The organism is Pseudomonas sp. NPDC088414, assembly GCF_044753325.1.
Lineage (GTDB): Bacteria > Pseudomonadota > Gammaproteobacteria > Pseudomonadales > Pseudomonadaceae > Aquipseudomonas.
In genome coordinates, this window is record NZ_JBIVMY010000003.1 from 37,627 (window position 1) to 56,295 (window position 18,669).

The 18,669-nt window shown below is 61.9% G+C and carries 7 protein-coding genes; 4 read left to right on the forward strand and 3 right to left on the reverse strand.

The genetic code is table 11. The features are described 5' to 3' along the window. Positions 1–837 precede the first annotated feature (837 nt). The gene (locus ACIP8I_RS05175) at positions 838–10,182 is read right to left on the reverse strand and encodes a retention module-containing protein (RefSeq protein WP_400759245.1); all 9,345 of its coding nucleotides are present in this window, start codon (positions 10,180–10,182) and stop codon (positions 838–840) included. Between the two features lie 532 nt (positions 10,183–10,714). On the opposite strand from ACIP8I_RS05175, the gene ACIP8I_RS05180 reads away from it, so the two are divergent. From ACIP8I_RS05180 to ACIP8I_RS05190, 3 genes are all read left to right on the forward strand, one after another. Further along, positions 10,715–12,073, forward strand: coding sequence for a TolC family outer membrane protein (locus ACIP8I_RS05180; RefSeq protein ID WP_007962570.1), 1,359 nt, complete (start codon positions 10,715–10,717; stop codon positions 12,071–12,073). Positions 12,074–12,231: 158 nt separating this feature from the next. Next, on the forward strand, positions 12,232–14,394 hold the full coding sequence (locus tag ACIP8I_RS05185) for a type I secretion system permease/ATPase (protein ID WP_400759247.1): 2,163 nt from the start codon (positions 12,232–12,234) through the stop codon (positions 14,392–14,394). 173 nt (positions 14,395–14,567) lie between these two features. After that, positions 14,568–15,929 (forward strand): HlyD family type I secretion periplasmic adaptor subunit, encoded by a 1,362-nt coding sequence (locus ACIP8I_RS05190; protein WP_400759250.1) that lies wholly within the window; start codon positions 14,568–14,570, stop codon positions 15,927–15,929. Positions 15,930–15,988: 59 nt separating this feature from the next. On the opposite strand, the gene ACIP8I_RS05195 is transcribed toward ACIP8I_RS05190, so the two are convergent. Beyond that, positions 15,989–16,585: a tRNA-uridine aminocarboxypropyltransferase gene (locus ACIP8I_RS05195; protein WP_400759252.1), complete on the reverse strand. Its 597-nt coding sequence runs from the start codon at positions 16,583–16,585 to the stop codon at positions 15,989–15,991. A 5-nt stretch (positions 16,586–16,590) separates the two neighbouring features. Next, complete coding sequence (locus ACIP8I_RS05200) at positions 16,591–17,484, reverse strand: LysR family transcriptional regulator (protein ID WP_400759254.1); 894 nt, start codon at positions 17,482–17,484, stop codon at positions 16,591–16,593. 383 nt (positions 17,485–17,867) lie between these two features. Here ACIP8I_RS05200 and speB point away from each other — a divergent pair. Continuing rightward, positions 17,868–18,669: agmatinase (gene speB / locus ACIP8I_RS05205; RefSeq protein WP_400759255.1), on the forward strand; the 802-nt coding region annotated here is incomplete at its 3' end.

The window sequence follows — 18,669 nt, forward strand, 5'->3', positions numbered from 1 at the left end:
GGCGGGTGGCGGCCATGCGCGGGTTGGTAGACCGGTCAAATTGGGTAACCCGGCGCTCACGAATGAGCCCCACGCATGCCCACCATACAAAGCCATATCTCAAAAAAGAAACAGCAATGAAGGTGTCGCAACAACGACAATTTAAGACGGGCTACCAAACCCGATCACTGATTTTCAGTGACAGGGATACGATATAGCCCGCCCCATAGCCGTGTAAGCCGGCGGATTCTGGCGTACGCGTAGGTAACGGCGCAAGGCGTTGTAGCCGTTATGGCGTAACGGTTCGTGTACTTTAAACGTGGTTGCGGGGTGATGTTTATTTGCGGCGTTTGCTCTGTTGTTTTGATTTTGTCTGGTAGGCCGCTTTCGCGAGCAAGCTCGCTCCCACAGTTGGAATGCGTGCATTCAGGTGGGAGGTTGGTCGGCGGGTAGGCCGCCATCGCTGGCAAGCCAGCTCCCACAGTTGGAATGAGTGCATTCAGTTGGGGATTGGTCGGCTGGGAGGCCGCTTTCGCGAGCAGGCTCGCTCCCACAGTTGGAATGAGTGCATTCAGGTGGGAGGTTGGTCGGCTGGGAGGCCGCCATCGTTGGCAAGCCAGCTCCCACAGTTGGAGTGTGTACATTCAGTTGGGGATTGGTCGGCAGGGGGCCGCTTTCGCGAGCAGGCTCGCTCCCACAGGGGAGCTTTGTTGTTCACAAAATGCTGAGCACCCTAAATCCAGTGTGGGAGCGAGCTTGCTCGCGAAGGCTGACTCACTGGCAACGGAGTTCTCCAGACAGAAAAAACCCGCCGCCCCGATCAACCGGAGCGGCGGGTTTTGTCGTTTCAGGCCTTGATCACACCGTGTCCACCTTCAGTGAATGATCATTGAGCATCCCGCTGATGATCGTCGCCGTGTCGTGCCCGCCGGCCACCACCCCACCCGCCCCCGGCGTCACGCCGTAGTGGCTGGCAAGGTTGACGCCGGCCAGGTCGATGGTCTGGTTCGGCGTGGCGCCGGCCAGGGCGCTGACGTCGATGCTGGTAAGGACAGAAGCGCCGCTGCCGGTGACGGTGAAGTGCAGGTAGTCGTCGAGCGACGCGGTGGTGCCGTTTTCACCTTGCAGCAGTTGCGACAGGTCGAGCTTGTCGGTGCCGGGGGTGAAGTCGGTGATGGTGTCGTGGCCACTGTTGCCCTTGAGGTACTGGAAGGTGTCCGCGCCGGCCCCGCCAGTCAGGGTGTTGTTGCCCATGCCACCGATCAGCAGATCATCGCCACCGCCACCGTTGAGGATGTCGTTGCCCAGGCCGCCGTTGATCACGTTGTTATTGTTGTCGCCGATCAGGGTGTCGTTGAAGTTCGAGCCGACCAGATTTTCGATGTTGCTGATCGTGTCGGTGCCGGCGCCGAGGGTGTTTTGCGCACCGAGCAGGCCGAGGTTGACCGTGACCCCGGCGGTGGCATGCGCATAGCTGACCGTGTCGATGCCGGTGCCGCCGTCGAGAATGTCGTTGCCCGGGCCGCTGTAGAGCAAGTCGTTGCCCGCACCGCCGTGCATCTCGTTGTTGCCGGAACCGGCAGTCAGTACGTCGTTGCCGTCGCCGCCATTGAGGATGTTGTTGCCGGTGCCCGCCACCAGAATGTCATCCCCGGCCGTACCGGTGAGGGTGTGGCCATCCTGATAGGTGATGCTGACGTTGGCGGTGTCGCTGCCGCCATGGTTGTCATTAGCGGTGTAGGTGCCTTGGAAATCCGGCGTCACGTCGTGGGCGCCGGCGTAGTTGACCGTCATCGTCAGTTGATAGTTTTCCGCTGCCGTCGGATTGCTGCCGCTGGTGTTGCTGATGTTGGTCACGTGAATCTGGTAGGTGCCATCGGCGCTGGCGGTGATGGTGCCGCCATCGGCGATGCTGACGAACGCGCCGCCGTTGACCGAGTACTCCATCGTGACGTGACCGGCCGCGAGGTTGTGGTCCAGGTTCAGCGTCTCGCCCTGTTTCAGTTTGACAGTGATCAGGTCCTCATCATTGGCATTGGCGTTGGTCACCGCGCCGAGGTAACCGCTGACCACCAGCACCGCGGTCATCGCGGCGGTGTTAGCGGCGAACGCAGCGCGTACGTCGGCCAGGTTCTGGTTGGCGGCGGTGTTGCCGGTGCCGGCGAAGTTGATCGCACCGGTACCGGTGAAGTCCGCACCCTTGGCCGCCCAGCCAGTGTTGAAGGTGGTTGGCGAGGCGTTGAGCGGGTCGCCGTCCGGGTCGCTGTCGTTGGCCAGCAACAGTTCGCCCGGCACCGTGACACTGCTCGACAGCACGTTGGTGATGACGTGGTCGTCCGTCGCCACCGGTGGCGAGTTGGGGATGACTTTCACGGTCAGCGTCGAGCTGGCGAGGTCGCCGTCGTTGTCGCTGAGGGTGAAGCCGATATTCTCGGTGATCACCGTTGTTGTGGTTTTTTGCGAGGTGTAGCTGTAGTCGCCGGTGTCGAGGTTGATCACCAGCGTGCCGCTGTTGTTGGTGGCGATGCTGATCGTGTTGTTCACGGTGTTGAACGTGCCGTGATTGGTGCCGCCGGATGCGGTCAACGAACCCTGACCGCTGTTGGCGCGCGGGTCATAGGTGTAGGTGGTGCCGTCGACCACGATGGATTTGATGAAGCCGCCATCGGCGCCGAACGTGCCGCCCTCGCCCAGCAGCGAACCGGTGACCGGGGCGCCTTCGACGGTGCCCGACAGCACCGAGTTGAGCTGATTGAGATCGGTGACCACCACCGCGTTGGTGTTGGTGTGGCTGATGCCGTCATAGGCCAGCGGGTCGAGGTTGGCGTTACTCACGCCGCTGCCCAGACCGATCGCGTAGTTCTTGATGTTGTTGGCATCAAGGAAGTTTTTCAGCGCGGCTTCGTCAGCAGCGTTGATGTCGCCCTCGTTGGGTTTGCCGTCGGAGAAGAAGTAGCCGACGTTCTGCGCCCCGGTGAGTTTCCCCGAGGTGTTGAACGCAGTCTGCATCACCGCCACGGCGGCGTCGTAGTTGGTACCGCCACCGGCGGTGAGGCCGGCGAGTATGGACTTGGCCGTCGCCACATCGACCCACACCGAAGTCCGGTCAGTGGCATTACTGCTGAAGGTGACGAGCTGCACCTTCACATCACCGAGGTCATCGTATTTATCGAGCAAGGCACTGATGGCCTGCTTGGCCAGCGCCAGCCGTGACAGCCCCGGCACACCGGAGGCGTCGGCCATACTGCCGGAGATGTCGAGGACGATCAGCAGGTTGGAATCGATCTCCACCGCCGCCACCGAGCGATCCGACGCCACGGCTTTGGGCACGTCGTCGACGATATTGACCACGATCGTGCTGGTGGTGCTGTTACCCAGCGCATCGGTGGCTTTGTAGGTGAAGCTTTCGCTCAGGGTGTTGGCGCCGTCGTTGGCGTTCGGTGTGGTTTTCGGTGCCGAGGTCAGGGTGTAAGTGTAGGTACCGTCGGCGTTGAGCTGGATCTGCCCGTAAGTGCCAGTGGCACTGCCGACCAGGGTGTAGGTGAGCGCCCCGCTGCCGCCGGTGACCGCGCCGACCAGGGTGCCGGTGGCGGTTTCGCCGGTGTTGCTCGGGTCGCTGCCGGTGACCGTGCCGGGGGCCAGATCCTGGCCGTCCTTGGTCAGGTCGAGGGCTTTTTCGTAGACCGTGACGTCCTGATCCACCGACGCCACCAGTTTGCTGTCGGCGACATTGATGGTGATGGTGGTGGTGCTTTCGTCGCCATCACCGTCGCGGATGGTGTAGGTGAAGGTGTCGGTGGCACCCGGCGGGCTCACCGAGTTCGGGTTGCTGTGGTAGATGGCGTTGCCTGCCGCGTCGAGGGTCAGGTAACCGTAGGTGCCATTGATGTTGCTGTTGAGGCCGCCGATCGCCGAGGTCGCGGTGTTGCTGCCGGCGCGCACGCCGACCACTGCCCCGCCTGCCGCTGCGCCATCGGCGCCGGTGACGTCGTTGCCGAGCACGCTGATATTGACCGTGCCGCCCTCCGCCACCGAGCCGGTGTCGGCCTTGGCGGTCGGCAGGTCATCGATGATGTTGACGTTGATCTGGCCGCTGGCGGTACTGCCATCGGTGTCAGTCGCGACCACGTTGAAGTTTTCGGTGAGGCTGTTGGCGCCGTTGCCGGTCGGGTGGTTTTCGTTATCCACCAGGGTGTAGCTGTAGCTGACCACGCCGGTCGCCGGGTTGTAACCGGTGACGGTGAACGTGCTGCCCAGCGGCGACACCACCGATTGCGGGAAGCCTGCGGCGACCCCATTGGTCACGACGGCAATGCCACCGACAGTGAGGGTTTGCAGTCCATCAAGGGCAGTGACGGTGAAGGTACCGCTCTGGGTCAGCGCAGGAGTGTCAGGGCTGGTGCCGTCACTGAGGTTTTTCTCGTAGACGGTGAGTTCGCCGCCATTGACGTCAAGGCCGTTGAGCACCACCGGATCGTCGTTGTTGTGGATGTTCAGCACCAGGTTGGCGGTGCTGGTATCGCCGTCGGCATCGGTGAGCGTGTAGGTGAATGTCTCGGTGCCGTTTCCACCGCCGTGCAGTGCCTTGAAATCGGCATCAGCCGGGTTGAGCGTGTAGGTGTAAGTGCCGTTGGCATTGAGCACCAGCGTGCCGTAAGTCCCGGTGAACGTACCGGCGGTGATCGGCCCGGCATTCGGTCCGGTGGCGACCACATCGGCGCCTTGCACGTCGTTAGTCAGCACGTTGCCGGTCAGGGTCAGCTGGGTTTCCGAGGCGCTGGTGGCGTTGCTGTCGTTGAGTGCTTTTGGCACGTCATCGACGATGCTGACGACGATGGTGCTGGTGACCACATTGCCCAGCGAATCGGTGGCCTGATAGGTGAAGGTTTCAGTCAGGGTATTGGCCCCGTCGTCGGCATGCGGTGTGGTGGTCGCCGGCGAGGTCAGGGTGTAGGTGTAAGTGCCGTTGGGGTTGAGCACGATCTGCCCATAGTTGCCGGTGGCACTGCCAACCAGCGCATAGCTGATGGCGCCGACCGCACCGGTGACCGAACCGACCAGTGTGCCGGAGGCGGTTTCGCCGGTGCTGGTCGGATCGCTGCCGATGACCGTACCGGGGGCCAGATCGGCGCCGTCCTTGGTCAGGTCGAGGGCTTTTTCGTAGACGGTGACGTCGGTATCGCTGGTCGCATACAGCTTGCTGTTGGCGACATCGATGGTGATGGTGGTGGTGCTTTCATCGCCATCGGAATCGCGCACGGTGTAGGTGAACACATCCACCGCACCGGGGCCGTTCACGGCATTGGGGTTGCTGTGATAGACCGCGTTGCCATTGGCATCGAGGGTCAGGTAACCGTAGGTGCCATTGATGTTGCTGTTGAGGCCGCCAATGGCCGAGGTCGAGGTGTCGGAGCCGGCGCGCACACCGACCACCGCGCCGGTCACCGCCGGGCCGTCGGCGCCGCCGATGTCATTGTCGAGCACGTTGCCGCTGACGGTGCCGCCCTCCGCCACCGACGCGGCATCAGGATGCGCACTGGGCAGGTCATCGACGATGTTGACATTGATCTGGCCGCTGGCGGTGCTGCCGTCAGTGTCAGTCGCCACCACGTTGAAGTTCTCGGTGATGCTGTTGGCGCCATTGCCGTTCGGATGGGTTTCGTTATCGACCAGGGTATAGCTGTAGCTGACCACGCCGGTCGCCGGGTTGTAGCCGGTGATGGTCAGCGTGCTGCCCAACGGCGTGACGGTTGATTGCGGGAAGCCTGCGGCCACACCACCGGTGACGACGCTGATGCCGCCTACGGTCAGGGTTTGCAGACCGTCGAGCGCGGTCACGGTGAAGGTGCCGCTTTGAGTCAGCGCCGACGCATTGGGGCTGGTGCCGTCGCTGAGGTTTTTTTCGTAGACGGTGAGTTCGCCGCCATTCACGTCGAGACCGTTAAGGATCACCGGATCGTCGTTGTTGTGGATCTGCAGAACGAGGTTGGCGGTGCTGGTATCGCCGTCGGAATCGGTGATGGTGTAAGTGAAATTCTCGGTGCCGTTGCCGCCGCCGTGCAGGTTTTTGAAGTCGGCGTCGTTGGTGTTGAGGGTGTAGGTGTAAGTGCCGTCGGTGTGCAGTTCCAGCGTGCCGTAGGTGCCGGTGAACGTGCCGGCGGTGACCGGGCCGGTGGGTACGCGGTCGGCGCCTTGCACGTCGTTGGTGAGGACGTTGCCGGTCAGGGTCAACTGGCTTTCCGACGCGGTGTTGGCGTTGGAATCGTTCAGCGCTTTTGGCAGGTCGTCGATGATGTTCACATCGAGGGTAGCGTTGGCGGTGGTGCCGTTGTCGTCCACCACGGTGACGGCGAACTGCTCGGGCAGGTTGTTGGCGCCGTTGGCGGTTGGGTGGGCGTCGTTGTGATCCAACGTGTAGCTGTAACTCACAACACCCGTAGTGGCGTTGAAACCGGTGATGGTCAGCGTGCTGCCGAGCGGTGTGGTGACCGATTGCGGGAAGCCTGCGGCTACGCCGTTGGTGACCACCGCAATGCCACCGACGGTCAGCGTGGTGACGCCGTCCAGAGCGGTGATGGTGAAGGTGCCACTTTGGGTCAGTGCCGTGGAATCCGGGGCGCTGCCGTCGCTGAGATTTTTCTCGTAGACGGTGAGTTCACCGCCATTTACGTCGAGCCCGTTGATGATCACCGGATCGTCGTTGTTGTGGATCTGCAGCACGAGATTGGCGGTGCTGGTATCGCCGTCCGAATCGGTGATGGTGTAGGTGAAATTTTCAGTGCCGTTGCCGCCGCCGTGCAGGTTCTTGAAGTCGGCGTCGGTGGTGTTCAGCGTGTAGGTGTAGGTGCCGTCGGTGTGCAGTTCGAGGGTGCCGTAGGTGCCGGTGAACGTACCGGCAGTAACCGGGCCGGTGGGCACGCGGTCGGCGCCCTGAACATCGTTGGTCAGCACATTGCCGGTGAGGGTGAGATTGGTCTCTGACGCGGTATTGGCGTTGCTGTCGTTCGCGGCTTTTGGCAGGTCGTCGATGATGTTGACGTCGAGGGTGGCGTTGGCAGTGGTGCCGTTGTCGTCCACCACGGTGACGGCGAACTGTTCAGGCAGATTGTTGGCGCCGTTGGCGGTTGGGTGGGTCTCGTTGTCGACCAGGGTGTAGCTGTAGCTGACGACACCAGTGGTCGCGTTGAATCCGGTGATGGTCAACGTGCTGCCGAGCGGTGTGGTGACCGATTGCGGGAAGCCTGCGGCTACGCCGTTGGTGACCACCGCAATGCCGCCGACGGTCAGCGTGGTGACGCCGTCCAGAGCGGTGATGGTGAAGGTGCCACTTTGGGTCAGTGCCGTGGAATCCGGTGCGCTGCCGTCAGTGAGATTTTTCTCGTAGACGGTGAGTTCACCGCCATTGACGTCGAGCCCGTTGATGATCACCGGATCGTCGTTGTTGTGGATCTGCAAGACGAGGTTGGCGGTGCTGGTATCGCCGTCCGAATCGGTGATGGTGTAGGTGAAGGTTTCGGTGCCATTGCCGCCACCGTGCAGGTTTTTGAAGTCGGCGTCAGAGGTGTTCAGCGTGTAGGTGTAGGTGCCGTCGGTGTGCAGTTCCAGGGTGCCGTAGGTGCCAGTGAACGTACCGGCAGTCACTGGGCCGGTCGGTACGCGGTCGGCGCCTTGTATGTCGTTGGTCAGGACATTGCCGGTGAGGGTCAGATTGGTTTCTGACGCGGTATTGGCGTTGCTGTCGTTCGCGGCTTTTGGCAGGTCGTCGATGATGTTCACATCGAGGGTCGCGTTGGCGGTGGTGCCATTGTCATCCACTACAGTTACAGCGAACTGCTCGGGCAGATTGTTAGCGCCGTTGGCGGTTGGGTGGGCGTCGTTGTGATCCAACGTGTAGCTGTAACTCACAACACCCGTAGTGGCGCTGAAACCGGTGATGGTCAGCGTGCTGCCGAGCGGTGTGGTGACCGATTGCGGGAAGCCTGCGGCTACGCCGTTGGTGACCACCGCAATGCCACCGACGGTCAGCGTGGTGACGCCGTCCAGAGCGGTGATCGTAAACGTGCCACTTTGAGTCAGCGCATTGGCATCAGGCGCGCTACCGGTGCTGAGGTTTTTTTCGTAAACCGTCAGCTCGCCGCCGTTTACGTCGAGGCCACTGATGACCACCGGATCGTCGTTGTTGTGGATCTGCAGCACCAGATTCGCGGTGCTGGTATCGCCGTCCGAATCGGTGATGGTGTAGGCGAAATTTTCAGTGCCGTTGCCGCCGCCGTGCAGGTTCTTGAAGTCGGCGTCGGTGGTGTTCAGCGTGTAGGTGTAGGTGCCGTCGGTGTGCAGTTCCAGGGTGCCGTAGGTGCCGGTGAACGTACCGGCGGTAACCGGGCCGGTGGGCACGCGGTCGGCGCCCTGAACATCGTTGGTCAGGACGTTGCCGGTCAGGGTCAGATTGGTTTCTGAGGCAGTGCCGGTGTTGCTGTCGTTCACCGCTTTTGGCAGATCGTCGACCACATTGACGTCGAGGGTCGCATTGGCCGTCGTGCCGTTGTCGTCCACCACGGTGACGGCAAATTGCTCTGGCAAGGTGTTGGCGCCGTTGCCGGTTGGATGCGCGTCATTGTGATCGAGGGTGTAGCTGTAACTCACCACGCCGGTGGTGGCGTTGAAACCGGTGATGGTCAGCGTGCTGCCCAACGGCGTGGTGACCGATTGAGGGAAGCCTGCGGCCACGCCATTGGTCACCACGGCAATGCCACCCACAGTCAGCGTGGTGACACCATCCAGTGCGGTGATGGTAAACGTGCCGCTCTGGGTCAGTGCATTGGAATCCGGCTCGCTGCCAGTGCCGAGGTTTTTCTCATAGACCGTCAGCTCGCCACCATCGACGTTCAAGCCATTGATCAGCACCGGATCATCGTTGTTGTGAATCTGCAAAACCAGATTCGCAGTGCTGGTATCGCCGTCCGAATCGGTGATGGTGTAGGTGAAGGTTTCGGTGCCATTGCCACCGCCGTGCAGGTTTTTGAAGTCTGCGTCGGTGGTGTTGAGCGTGTAGGTGTAAGTGCCGTCAGTGTGCAGTTCCAGGGTGCCGTAGGTGCCGGTGAACGTACCGGCGGTGACCGGGCCGGTGGGTACACGGTCGGCGCCTTGCACGTCGTTGGTCAGCACGTTGCCGGTCAGGGTCAGCAGGGCTTCCGAGGCGGTGTTGGCGTTACTGTCATTCACCGCTTTGGGCACGTCGTCGATGATGTTGACGTCGAGCGAGCCGGTGGCGCTGTCGCCATTGCTGTCGCCAGCAGTGACGGTGAAATGTTCGCTGAGGCTGTTGGCACCGTCACCGGCCGGATGGGCGTCGTTGCCGTTGAGGGTGTAGCTGTAGCTGACGACTCCGGTCGCGGCGTTGTAGCCGGTGATGGTCAGGGTGTTGCCCAGTTGTGTGGTGATCGACTGCGGAAAACCCGCCGCCACGCCACCGCTGATCACGTTGATGCCGCCGATGTTCAGGCTGCTCAGGCCATCCGGCGCCGACACCGTAAAGCTGCCGCTCTGGGTCAGCGCGCCGGGGTTGGCGGAGGAGCCGGCAGGCAGGTTGGCTTCGTTGAGGGTCAGCTCACCGCCAGGCACGGCAAGGCCACTGAGGGTCACCGGATTGTTGACCGGCGGCGGCACGATTGGCGTGTTGTCGCCATTGTCGATGACGACGTTATGGCGCTCTTCGGGAAACTCGGGAATACCGTTGAAACCGGCAGTCGGGAAGCCGATCACCGGGTCCACACGCCCACCGACTTCCGTCAGCAGCACAAAACTGTGACCGCCACCCAACTCACCCGGCACGCCGCCCGGTGCATTCGGGCCGGCGGCGGTGGCCTCTGCCGCTTTGGTCGGGTCTTCGCCGGCAGCGATGGCTTTCTGAATCTGCTCGACGTCAGTCAGTTGTACTTCGCTGGGGGTCAGCGCTTCAGGGGAATCGACATGTACGGCCTGATTGGCCAGCAGCTGCCCGGACAGGGTCATGCTGCTGTCGCGGCCCAGGGTCAACTCGTGACCATTTTGCAGATGAATGGCGACGGCACCTTCTGCCCCGGTGATCACTTGATCGCCGGCAAACAAGCGGTCGCCCTCGACCAGGGCGCGGCGCGTGCCGTCAGTGCCCTGCGCAAAAACCTGACCAATGACTTTAGTGACGATCCCGATGAGCGTTGCCATGTGAAATTCCTCCGCTGCCGACCACCGTCGGCACTGGTTCGCGAAGCAGCCCATGGCTCAAGCGGGTTGCCGGGGTGACGCTCGCACCTCGACAGTTCGTTTCGCAGGTCGCGCAAACAAGGAAACTTCAGTGCTTTCAAGCACTTCGGAGTCCTGATCGATGCGGTTGGCCCACTAACGCTACGTAACGGTGGTGAATCACCTGAGTGACAAAAATCTGTCGCTCGTTTGCCGCTACGCGTCCCTCCCCTTCAGCAGTACTTCGCCGTATGTCGCAAAGTGAGTGGAACTTTCCTCAAGCCTTTTTGTGCTCCCTAAAGCGCATGAAACAAAGGCTTTCGCCCTGAACAATGTGCCGGTTTTCGCCAAGCGCATAAGTTTTTTTCGGCATAAGGCTTATGAAAATTTTTTCTTAGCTACGCTTCAGGATGTTCTTAGCTCTGTTGTTACAAGAGTGAAACGCTTACTCCTCAAATTATCGTCAAATATTTGGCGACAGTAACGCACCATCAGGACCAGGGAGATGCACCCCATGCGCGTTTTAACCCCCCTCTGCAGCGCGGTTTTGCTGGCCATGGCTTGCACTTCCCAAGCCCAGGCCATGAACCTGACCGAAGCGATTCAAAGCACCATCGCCACCCACCCGGATCTCGCCTCGCGCGTGGACGCCAAACTGTCCGCCGATGAACAGGTGAAAGTGGCCAAGGGTGGCTTCTATCCGTCCGTCGATTTGAATGCCGCTTACGGGCGCGGTTACAGCGACAACACCAATACACGGGCTTTCGGTAATCACCACACCGAAATCCTCAATTACACCCAGTCGGAACTGCGCCTGCGGCAGATGATCTTCGACGGCTTCAACACCGCCAACGAGGTCGAGCGCACCAAGGGCGTGTCCAACTCGCGCGCCTATTACGCACAGGGCACCGCTCAGGATCTGGCGCTGCGCACCATCGAGGTCTACCTCGAAGTGCTCAAGCGCCGTGAACTGGTGACCCTGGCCCGGAACAACCTGCAAGCGCATTTGCGCGTCAACGATCAGATCGGCCTGCGCACCCAGCGCGGCATCGGCAGCACCGCCGACTCCGATCAATCGGTGGCCCGTAAGGCGCTGGCGCAAAACAACCTCGACACTGCCGAGGTCGATCTGGCGGATGCCGAATCGAACTTCTACGCCGTGGTCGGGCGCATGCCCGATGAACTCGAAGCGCCACCGTCGACGCGCGGCGAAATCCCCACCAGCCTGCCGGAAGCCCAGCAGAGCATGGTCGAGAACAACCCGTACCTGAAATCCGCGCAGGCGGACGTGCAGTCGGCCGAGAGCCAGTACGAAGTTGCCAAGTCGCCGTTCTACCCTCGCTTCGACGCCGAAGCGGCGGTGGGTGCGAACAACAACGTGCAGGGCGATGAAGGCCACGACAACGAATGGCGCGTCGGCGTGATCATGAATTACAACCTGTTCCGCGGCGGCAGCGACAAGGCCCGTCTGGCCTCCGATGCGCATCAGATCAACCAGGCGATGGACATCCGCAACAACGCCCTGCGCCAGTTGAACGAGAACATTCACCTGGCCTGGAACGCCATGGTCAATGCGAACAAGCAGACCCCGACCGCCCGCGAATACGCCGAGACCACCAAGCGTGTGCGCGCGGCGTATCAGGATCAGTTCGGCCTCGGCCAACGCACCCTGCTCGACTTGCTCGACAGTGAAAACGAGCTCTACAACGCCAATCGCCGCTACACCGAAATCCGCTACACCGAGGAATATTCGATGTACCGCGTGCTGGCGAACATGGGCCAGTTGCTGAGCAAGCAACGGGTGGTGCTGCCGGCGGATGCGATCGCCGCAACCGAGGTGAAAAATGAAGCGCGCCTGCCCGAGCTGAAGTAAGTCCCACGATCCATTGTGGCGAGGGAGCTCGCTCCCGCTGGGTTGCGCAGCGACCCCAAAGATTTGAGCAGCAATGAGATCCATGGGGCTGCTGCGCAGCCATCGGGGATAAATCCCCTCGCCACAAGGTTGGACCAGTCATTACAGGGGCGATCAATATGACCAGCATGGCCGAAGGCGGACACACCGGGATCGATCCGCGGCTAAGCTTCGATGACCCGTTGCTCGACGGTCTGTTGATCCTCTGCAAACTGCATGGCGCGACGGTCAGTCGCGCCAGCCTGAGTGCCGGGCTGCCTCTGAACAAGCAACGTCTGAGCCTGGACCTGCTGCCCCGCGCAGCGGCCCGGGCCGGTTTGCAGGCGCGTTTGTTGCGCCGCGAGCTGAAGGATATTTCTACGCTGAATCTGCCGATCCTGTTGCTGCTCAAGGATGGGCGCACCGCCGTCCTGCGGCGTTTTGCCGATGACGGCAAGGCGCTGATCCTGCCCAGCGAAGCCGATGGTGGCGAGCAATGGGTGGAGCGCGAAGAACTCGCCGAACACTACAGCGGCCAGGCCTTGTTCGCCCGTCCGCGCCACGAACTCGAAGACTTGCGTTCACCGCTGGTGCCGCGAGTGCATGCCTGGTTTCGCGACACTCTCAAGCTGTCGAAATGGCTGTACAGCGACGCGATCCTCGCCAGTTTCCTGATCAACCTTTTAGGCCTGATGGTGCCGCTGTTCGTCATGCAGACCTACGACCGCGTGGTGCCGAATCAGGCCACCTCGACCCTGTGGGTGTTGGCGATCGGCCTGCTGATCGGCACCGGTTTCGAACTGGTGCTGCGGGTGGTACGCGCGCACCTGCTGGACACCGCCGGCAAGAAAACCGATGTGATCCTTTCTGCGACTTTATTCGAGCGCATCACCGGCATGGCGATGAAAGCGCGGCCGGCGACCATCGGCGGTTTCGCCCAGAGCATTCATGACTTTCAGGGCCTGCGCGAATTCCTCACCGCCGTGACCCTGACCAGCCTGATCGACCTGCCCTTCGTGGTGTTGATGCTGGTGGTGATCGGTCTGCTCGGTGGCTGGCTGGTGGTGATTCCGCTGCTGGCGTTTCCAATCACGATCATTTTTGCTTTGGCGATCCAAGTGCGCCTGCGTGACACCGTGCAGAAAAGCCTGAGCCTGGGTGCCGAACGGCAGGCGCTGCTGATCGAAACCCTCGGCGGCCTGGAAACCCTCAAGGCCTGCAGCGCCGAAAGCGAGCGCCAGCACAAATGGGAAAGCACCCACGGCGCCCTCACCCGCCTCGACAGCCACGCACGCAACCTCTCGGCGCTGGCGACCAACGGCACGCTATTCATTCAGCAGTTTTCCGGGATGGCGACGATTGTCGCCGGAGTCTACAGCATCATCGCCGGCAACCTCAGCGTCGGTGCGCTGGTCGCCAGCTACATGCTCGGCAGCCGGGTTCTTGCGCCGCTGGGGCAGATCGCCGGGCTGATCACCCGCTACCAGCAAGCGCAGCTGACCATGAAAAGCACTGACGCGCTGATGGGCCTGCCGCAGGAACGCGACGGCAAGCAGCGGCCCCTGGAGCGCACGCAGTTGCAAGGCGCGCTGGACGTCAGCGGCGTGACCTTTCACTACAACGGCCAGAACGCGCCGGCGCTGAGCAACGTCAGCTTCAGCATGAAACCCGGCGAGCGGATCGGCATCATCGGCCGCAGCGGCTCGGGCAAAAGCACTCTGGCGCGGCTAGTGATGGGTTTCTATGAACCCGAGGAAGGCCAGTTGCTGCTCGACGGCCTCGACCTGCGGCAACTGGATGTCGCCGACCTGCGCCAGCAGATCGGTTATGTCGCCCACGACCTGCCGCTGCTGGCCGGCAGCCTGCGCGACAACCTGACCCTCGGCGCCCGCTACATCAGCGATTCACGCATGCTCGAAGTCGCCGAACTGACCGGCGTCACCGAACTGGCGCGCCAGCATCCGCAAGGTTTCGACCGGCCGGTAGGCGAACGCGGCCAATTACTTTCCGGCGGCCAGCGCCAAGCGGTGTTACTGGCCCGGGCGTTGCTGCTCGACCCACCGATCATGCTGCTCGACGAACCCACCAGCGCCATGGACAACAGCAGCGAAGACCTGCTGCGCCAGAAGCTCCACGGCTGGGTGCAAGGCAAAACACTGCTGCTGGTCACCCACCGCACCTCGATGCTGAGTCTGGTGGACCGGTTGCTGGTACTGGACAACGGCCGGGTCGTCGCCGACGGCCCGAAAGAAGCGGTCATCGATGCGCTGCGCAAGGGCCGCGTCGGCTCGGCGGCGGTTTAGTCGATGCAACATAAACCTGCGGCCACCGACTGTCTGTGGCGAGGGAGCTTGCTCCCGCCGGGTTGCGAAGCAGCCCCAAAGATCTTGTGGGCGCTGCGCACCCAAGCGGGAGCAAGCTCCCTCGCCACAAGGATTGTGTTGACCTGTTTCTCTTGAGTGAGGGGTATCGCCCCATGTCTGCAGCTTCAGATAGCAAATCACGCGGCTACTTCGACAGTTTCGGCAAAAGCGCCGAAGCCGAGTTCATGCCGGAAACCGCCGGCGCTTCGTTGCAGGATTCGCCGCGCTGGTCGCGGATCACCGTGTGGCTGGCGGCGGCACTGCTGATCAGTGCGCTGGTCTGGGCCAAGTTCGCCGTGCTCGAAGAAGTGACCATGGGCGAAGGCAAGGCGATTCCGTCGAGCAAGGTCCAGGTGATCCAGAACCTGGAGGGCGGGATCGTCACCGAGATTTTTGTCCGTGAAGGACAGATGGTGAACAAGGGCGACAAGCTGTTGCGTCTGGATGACACACGCTTCCTGTCGAACAAGGGTGAAAGCGAGGCCGATCGTTACGCCCTGACCGCGCAAGTCGAACGCCTCTCCGCCGAAGCCGAGGGCCGTCCGTTCAAGCTGTCTGACGAGGTGATCGCCAAGGCGCCACAGGTCGCCGAAGACGAGCGCGCGCTGTACGACCAGCGCCAACGGCGTCTGGCCAGTGAGCAACGCACCCTCACCGAACAGCTGCGGCAGAAGACTCAGGAGCTGGCGGAATTCCGCTCCAAACAAGGCCAGTACAGCTCCAGCCTGGCGCTGCTGCAGCAAGAGATGAACATGTCGGCGCCACTGGTCGGCACGGGTGCGGTGTCGCCGGTGGAGATCCTGCGGCTGAAACGCAGCGCGGTGGAAATTCGCGGTTCACTGAACGCAACGACCCTCGCCATCCCACGGGCGGAATCGGCAATCAACGAGATCAAGAGCAAGATCGACGAATCGGAACAGACCTTCCGCTCCGACGCCGCCAAGGACCTCAATCAGAAGCGCACCGACCTGTCGAAAATCACCGCGTCGAGCATCGCCATCGACGACCGCGTCAGCCGTACCACCGTGACCTCGCCGGTGCACGGGGTGATCAAGCAGCTCAAGGTCAACACCATCGGCGGCGTGGTGCAGCCGGGCAGCGACATGGTGGAAATCGTGCCGCTGGAAGACAACCTGCTGATCGAAGCCAAGGTCCGTCCGCAAGACGTCGCGTTCTTGCATCCGGGCCAGAAAGCCATGGTCAAGTTCAGCGCCTACGACTACACGATCTACGGCGGGCTGAGCGCGAAACTGGAGCTGATCGGCGCCGACACCATCACCGATGACAAGGGCAACAGCTTCTACCTGATTCAGGTGCGCACCGATAAAAACCACTTGGGCGGCGATGTGAAACCGCTGCTGATCATCCCGGGGATGGTGGCGACGGTGGACATCATTACCGGGGAGAAAAGTGTGCTGGATTACCTGCTTAAACCGGTGCTGAAAGCCCGGACTGAGGCGATGCGGGAGCGGTAGAAATGTCTGGATTTTGTGGTGAATTGGCTTGCCAGCGATGAGGCCAGTACTGCCAACACTTATCTGTCGCCATGATTACGCTGAAAAACCTCCGCCCCCATCGCCGCAATCTGCCCCTCGATCAACGCCTCGAACGGCTTCAGTAACGGCGAAAAAGTCGTCGGCGCCTCAAGGGTTTCCAGCGCCTGCACAATCGCCTCAATCGTCGACAACGCCCCCGGCCCCGGCGCCTTGCGCAACCGGTAACGCGACACCCCGCCCTGCGCCAGCGTCACCCGCGGCAACGCCGCCAGCAGCGGATTGAGGTGGAGCATCTTGCGTGCCTTGCGCCAGGTGCCGTCCGGCAGCACCAACAGCAGCGGCTCATCGGATTCGCGGTAAGCCTGCATCGGCTGCGCATCGTCAGCGGGAAACAGCAACCGCGCCTGATATCCGGGTCGGTTCAACAACGCCGGCAAATCCTCGAACACCTCCCCCACAATCAGCTCGGCATTGGTCAAACCCAGCGCCGCCAGTCGCGCGGTGTTGAGCGCGTGATTGACCTCGCTCGGATGCTGCAACAGCAGAACGCGGGTGCGGCTGTCGAGGCTCGGAATCAGCGGGCACAGGCAGTGGGTTTGTGGGCGCAGGCAGCGCGGGCATTGCGGTCTGGACATGGTTCTTATGCCTGATTGAGCTGTGCTTTGAGCAAATCACGGAAAGTCTGGATCAGCGGCTCGCGGCTGCGGCCACGACGCATGATCATCGAAAACGGCGCCTGATAACCGAAGGTCGCCGGCAGCAACACGCGCAAGTCGCCCTTGTCAGCCCAGGCCTGGGCGTAGTGCTCCGGCAGGTAACCGATGTAGGCGCCGGACAGCACCAGAATCAGTTGCGCCTCCATACTTTCCACAGTCGCCGCGCTGTGCTTGAAACCATGGCGCGCCAGTTCCGCCTGGCTCCAGTAACCACGGCCGACCATGCGTTGCTGTGTGATGACCTGCTCGGGGATCCGCCGCTCGTTGAACAGCGGATGCCGGCTGCTGCAATACAGCCAGTGTTGCTCGCGGTACAGCGGCATGTACACCAGACCGCTCATGCGCGTGGAAAACGCGCCGATGGCCAGATCGAGACGGTTGTCCTGCACACCGAGTTGCAGTTCGTAGGGGCTCATCACCGACAGGTGCAAATGCACTGCCGGGTGTTCCTGGCTGTAGGCGCCGATGGCTTCGGCGAACGGCAAGGCCTTGTCGCTGACGGTGGAGTCGATCACCCCGAGGTTGAGCGTGCCACGCAGTTCGCCCTTGAGCGCGGCGGCGTATTGCTCGAAACCTTCGAGTTCGGCCAGCAGGCGCAGGGTTTCCTGATGGAACAGCTCGCCCTTGCTGGTCAGGCTGAACCCGCCGCGCCCGCGATGGCACAGCACCAGACCGAGCGCCGCTTCGAGCTGGCTCATGTAGGTGCTGATCGCCGAGGTCGAAAGGTTGAGTTCCTGCTGCGCGTTGGCAAAACCCTGATGCCGGACCACGCTGACGAAGATGCGCAATAGTTTCAGGTCGGGTAAAGCGTTGCCCATCAGGTACTCCACAAACAAGGATCACAGGTGCGTAGAACGCTGCACCACACCACATCCCTTGTGGCGAGGGAGCTTGCTCCCGCTCGGCTGCGAAGCAGTCGCAAACCCGGCAAATACAGTTGATCAGGTGTACCGAGTCGTGTGGTTTTGGGGCGGCTGCGCCGCCCAGCGGGAGCAAGCTCCCTCGCCACAGGTTCATCAATACATGCCCGAATAGTCTATCCCGCGCCTCTCCATTAGTTTAGAAAAATCTGAACTAAGTTTTTGCCCGTAGCGATTCTTCCCCCGCACTACATTTCGCAGAATCGGCCCCACAGCGGCGTCCGAACCTGTGCTGAACGGTGCGCCGACATAAATAAAACAAAGACGATGAGGCCCTACCCGTGGACAAGATTCTTCACCAACCACTGGGCGGCAATGAAATGCCGCGCTTCGGCGGCATCGCCACCATGCTCCGACTCCCCCATGTACCGACCGCTGCCGGCCTGGACGCTGCCTTCGTAGGCGTGCCACTGGACATCGGTACTTCGCTGCGCCCAGGCACCCGCTTCGGGCCGCGCGACATCCGCACCGAATCGGTGATGATCCGCCCGTACAACATGGCCACCGGCGCCGCGCCGTTCGACTCGCTGTCGGTGGCCGACATCGGTGACGTGGCGATCAACACCTTCAACCTGCTCGACGCCGTGCGCATCATCGAAGAAGCCTACGACAACATCCTCGAGCACAACGTGATCCCGATGACCCTGGGTGGCGACCACACCATCACCCTGCCGATCCTGCGTGCCATCCACAAAAAGCACGGCAAGGTCGGTCTGGTGCACATCGATGCGCACGCTGACGTCAACGATCACATGTTCGGCGAGAAGATCGCCCACGGCACGACCTTCCGTCGCGCCGTCGAAGAAGGTCTTCTGGACTGCGACCGCGTGGTGCAGATTGGTCTGCGCGCACAGGGCTACACCGCTGACGACTTCAACTGGAGCCGCGATCAGGGCTTCCGTGTCGTACAAGCCGAAGAGTGCTGGCACAAGTCACTGGCCCCGCTAATGGCCGAAGTGCGCGAGAAAGTCGGCGGCGGCCCGGTGTACCTGAGCTTCGACATCGACGGCATCGACCCGGCCTGGGCGCCCGGCACCGGCACCCCGGAAATCGGTGGTCTGAAGACCATTCAGGCGATTGTAA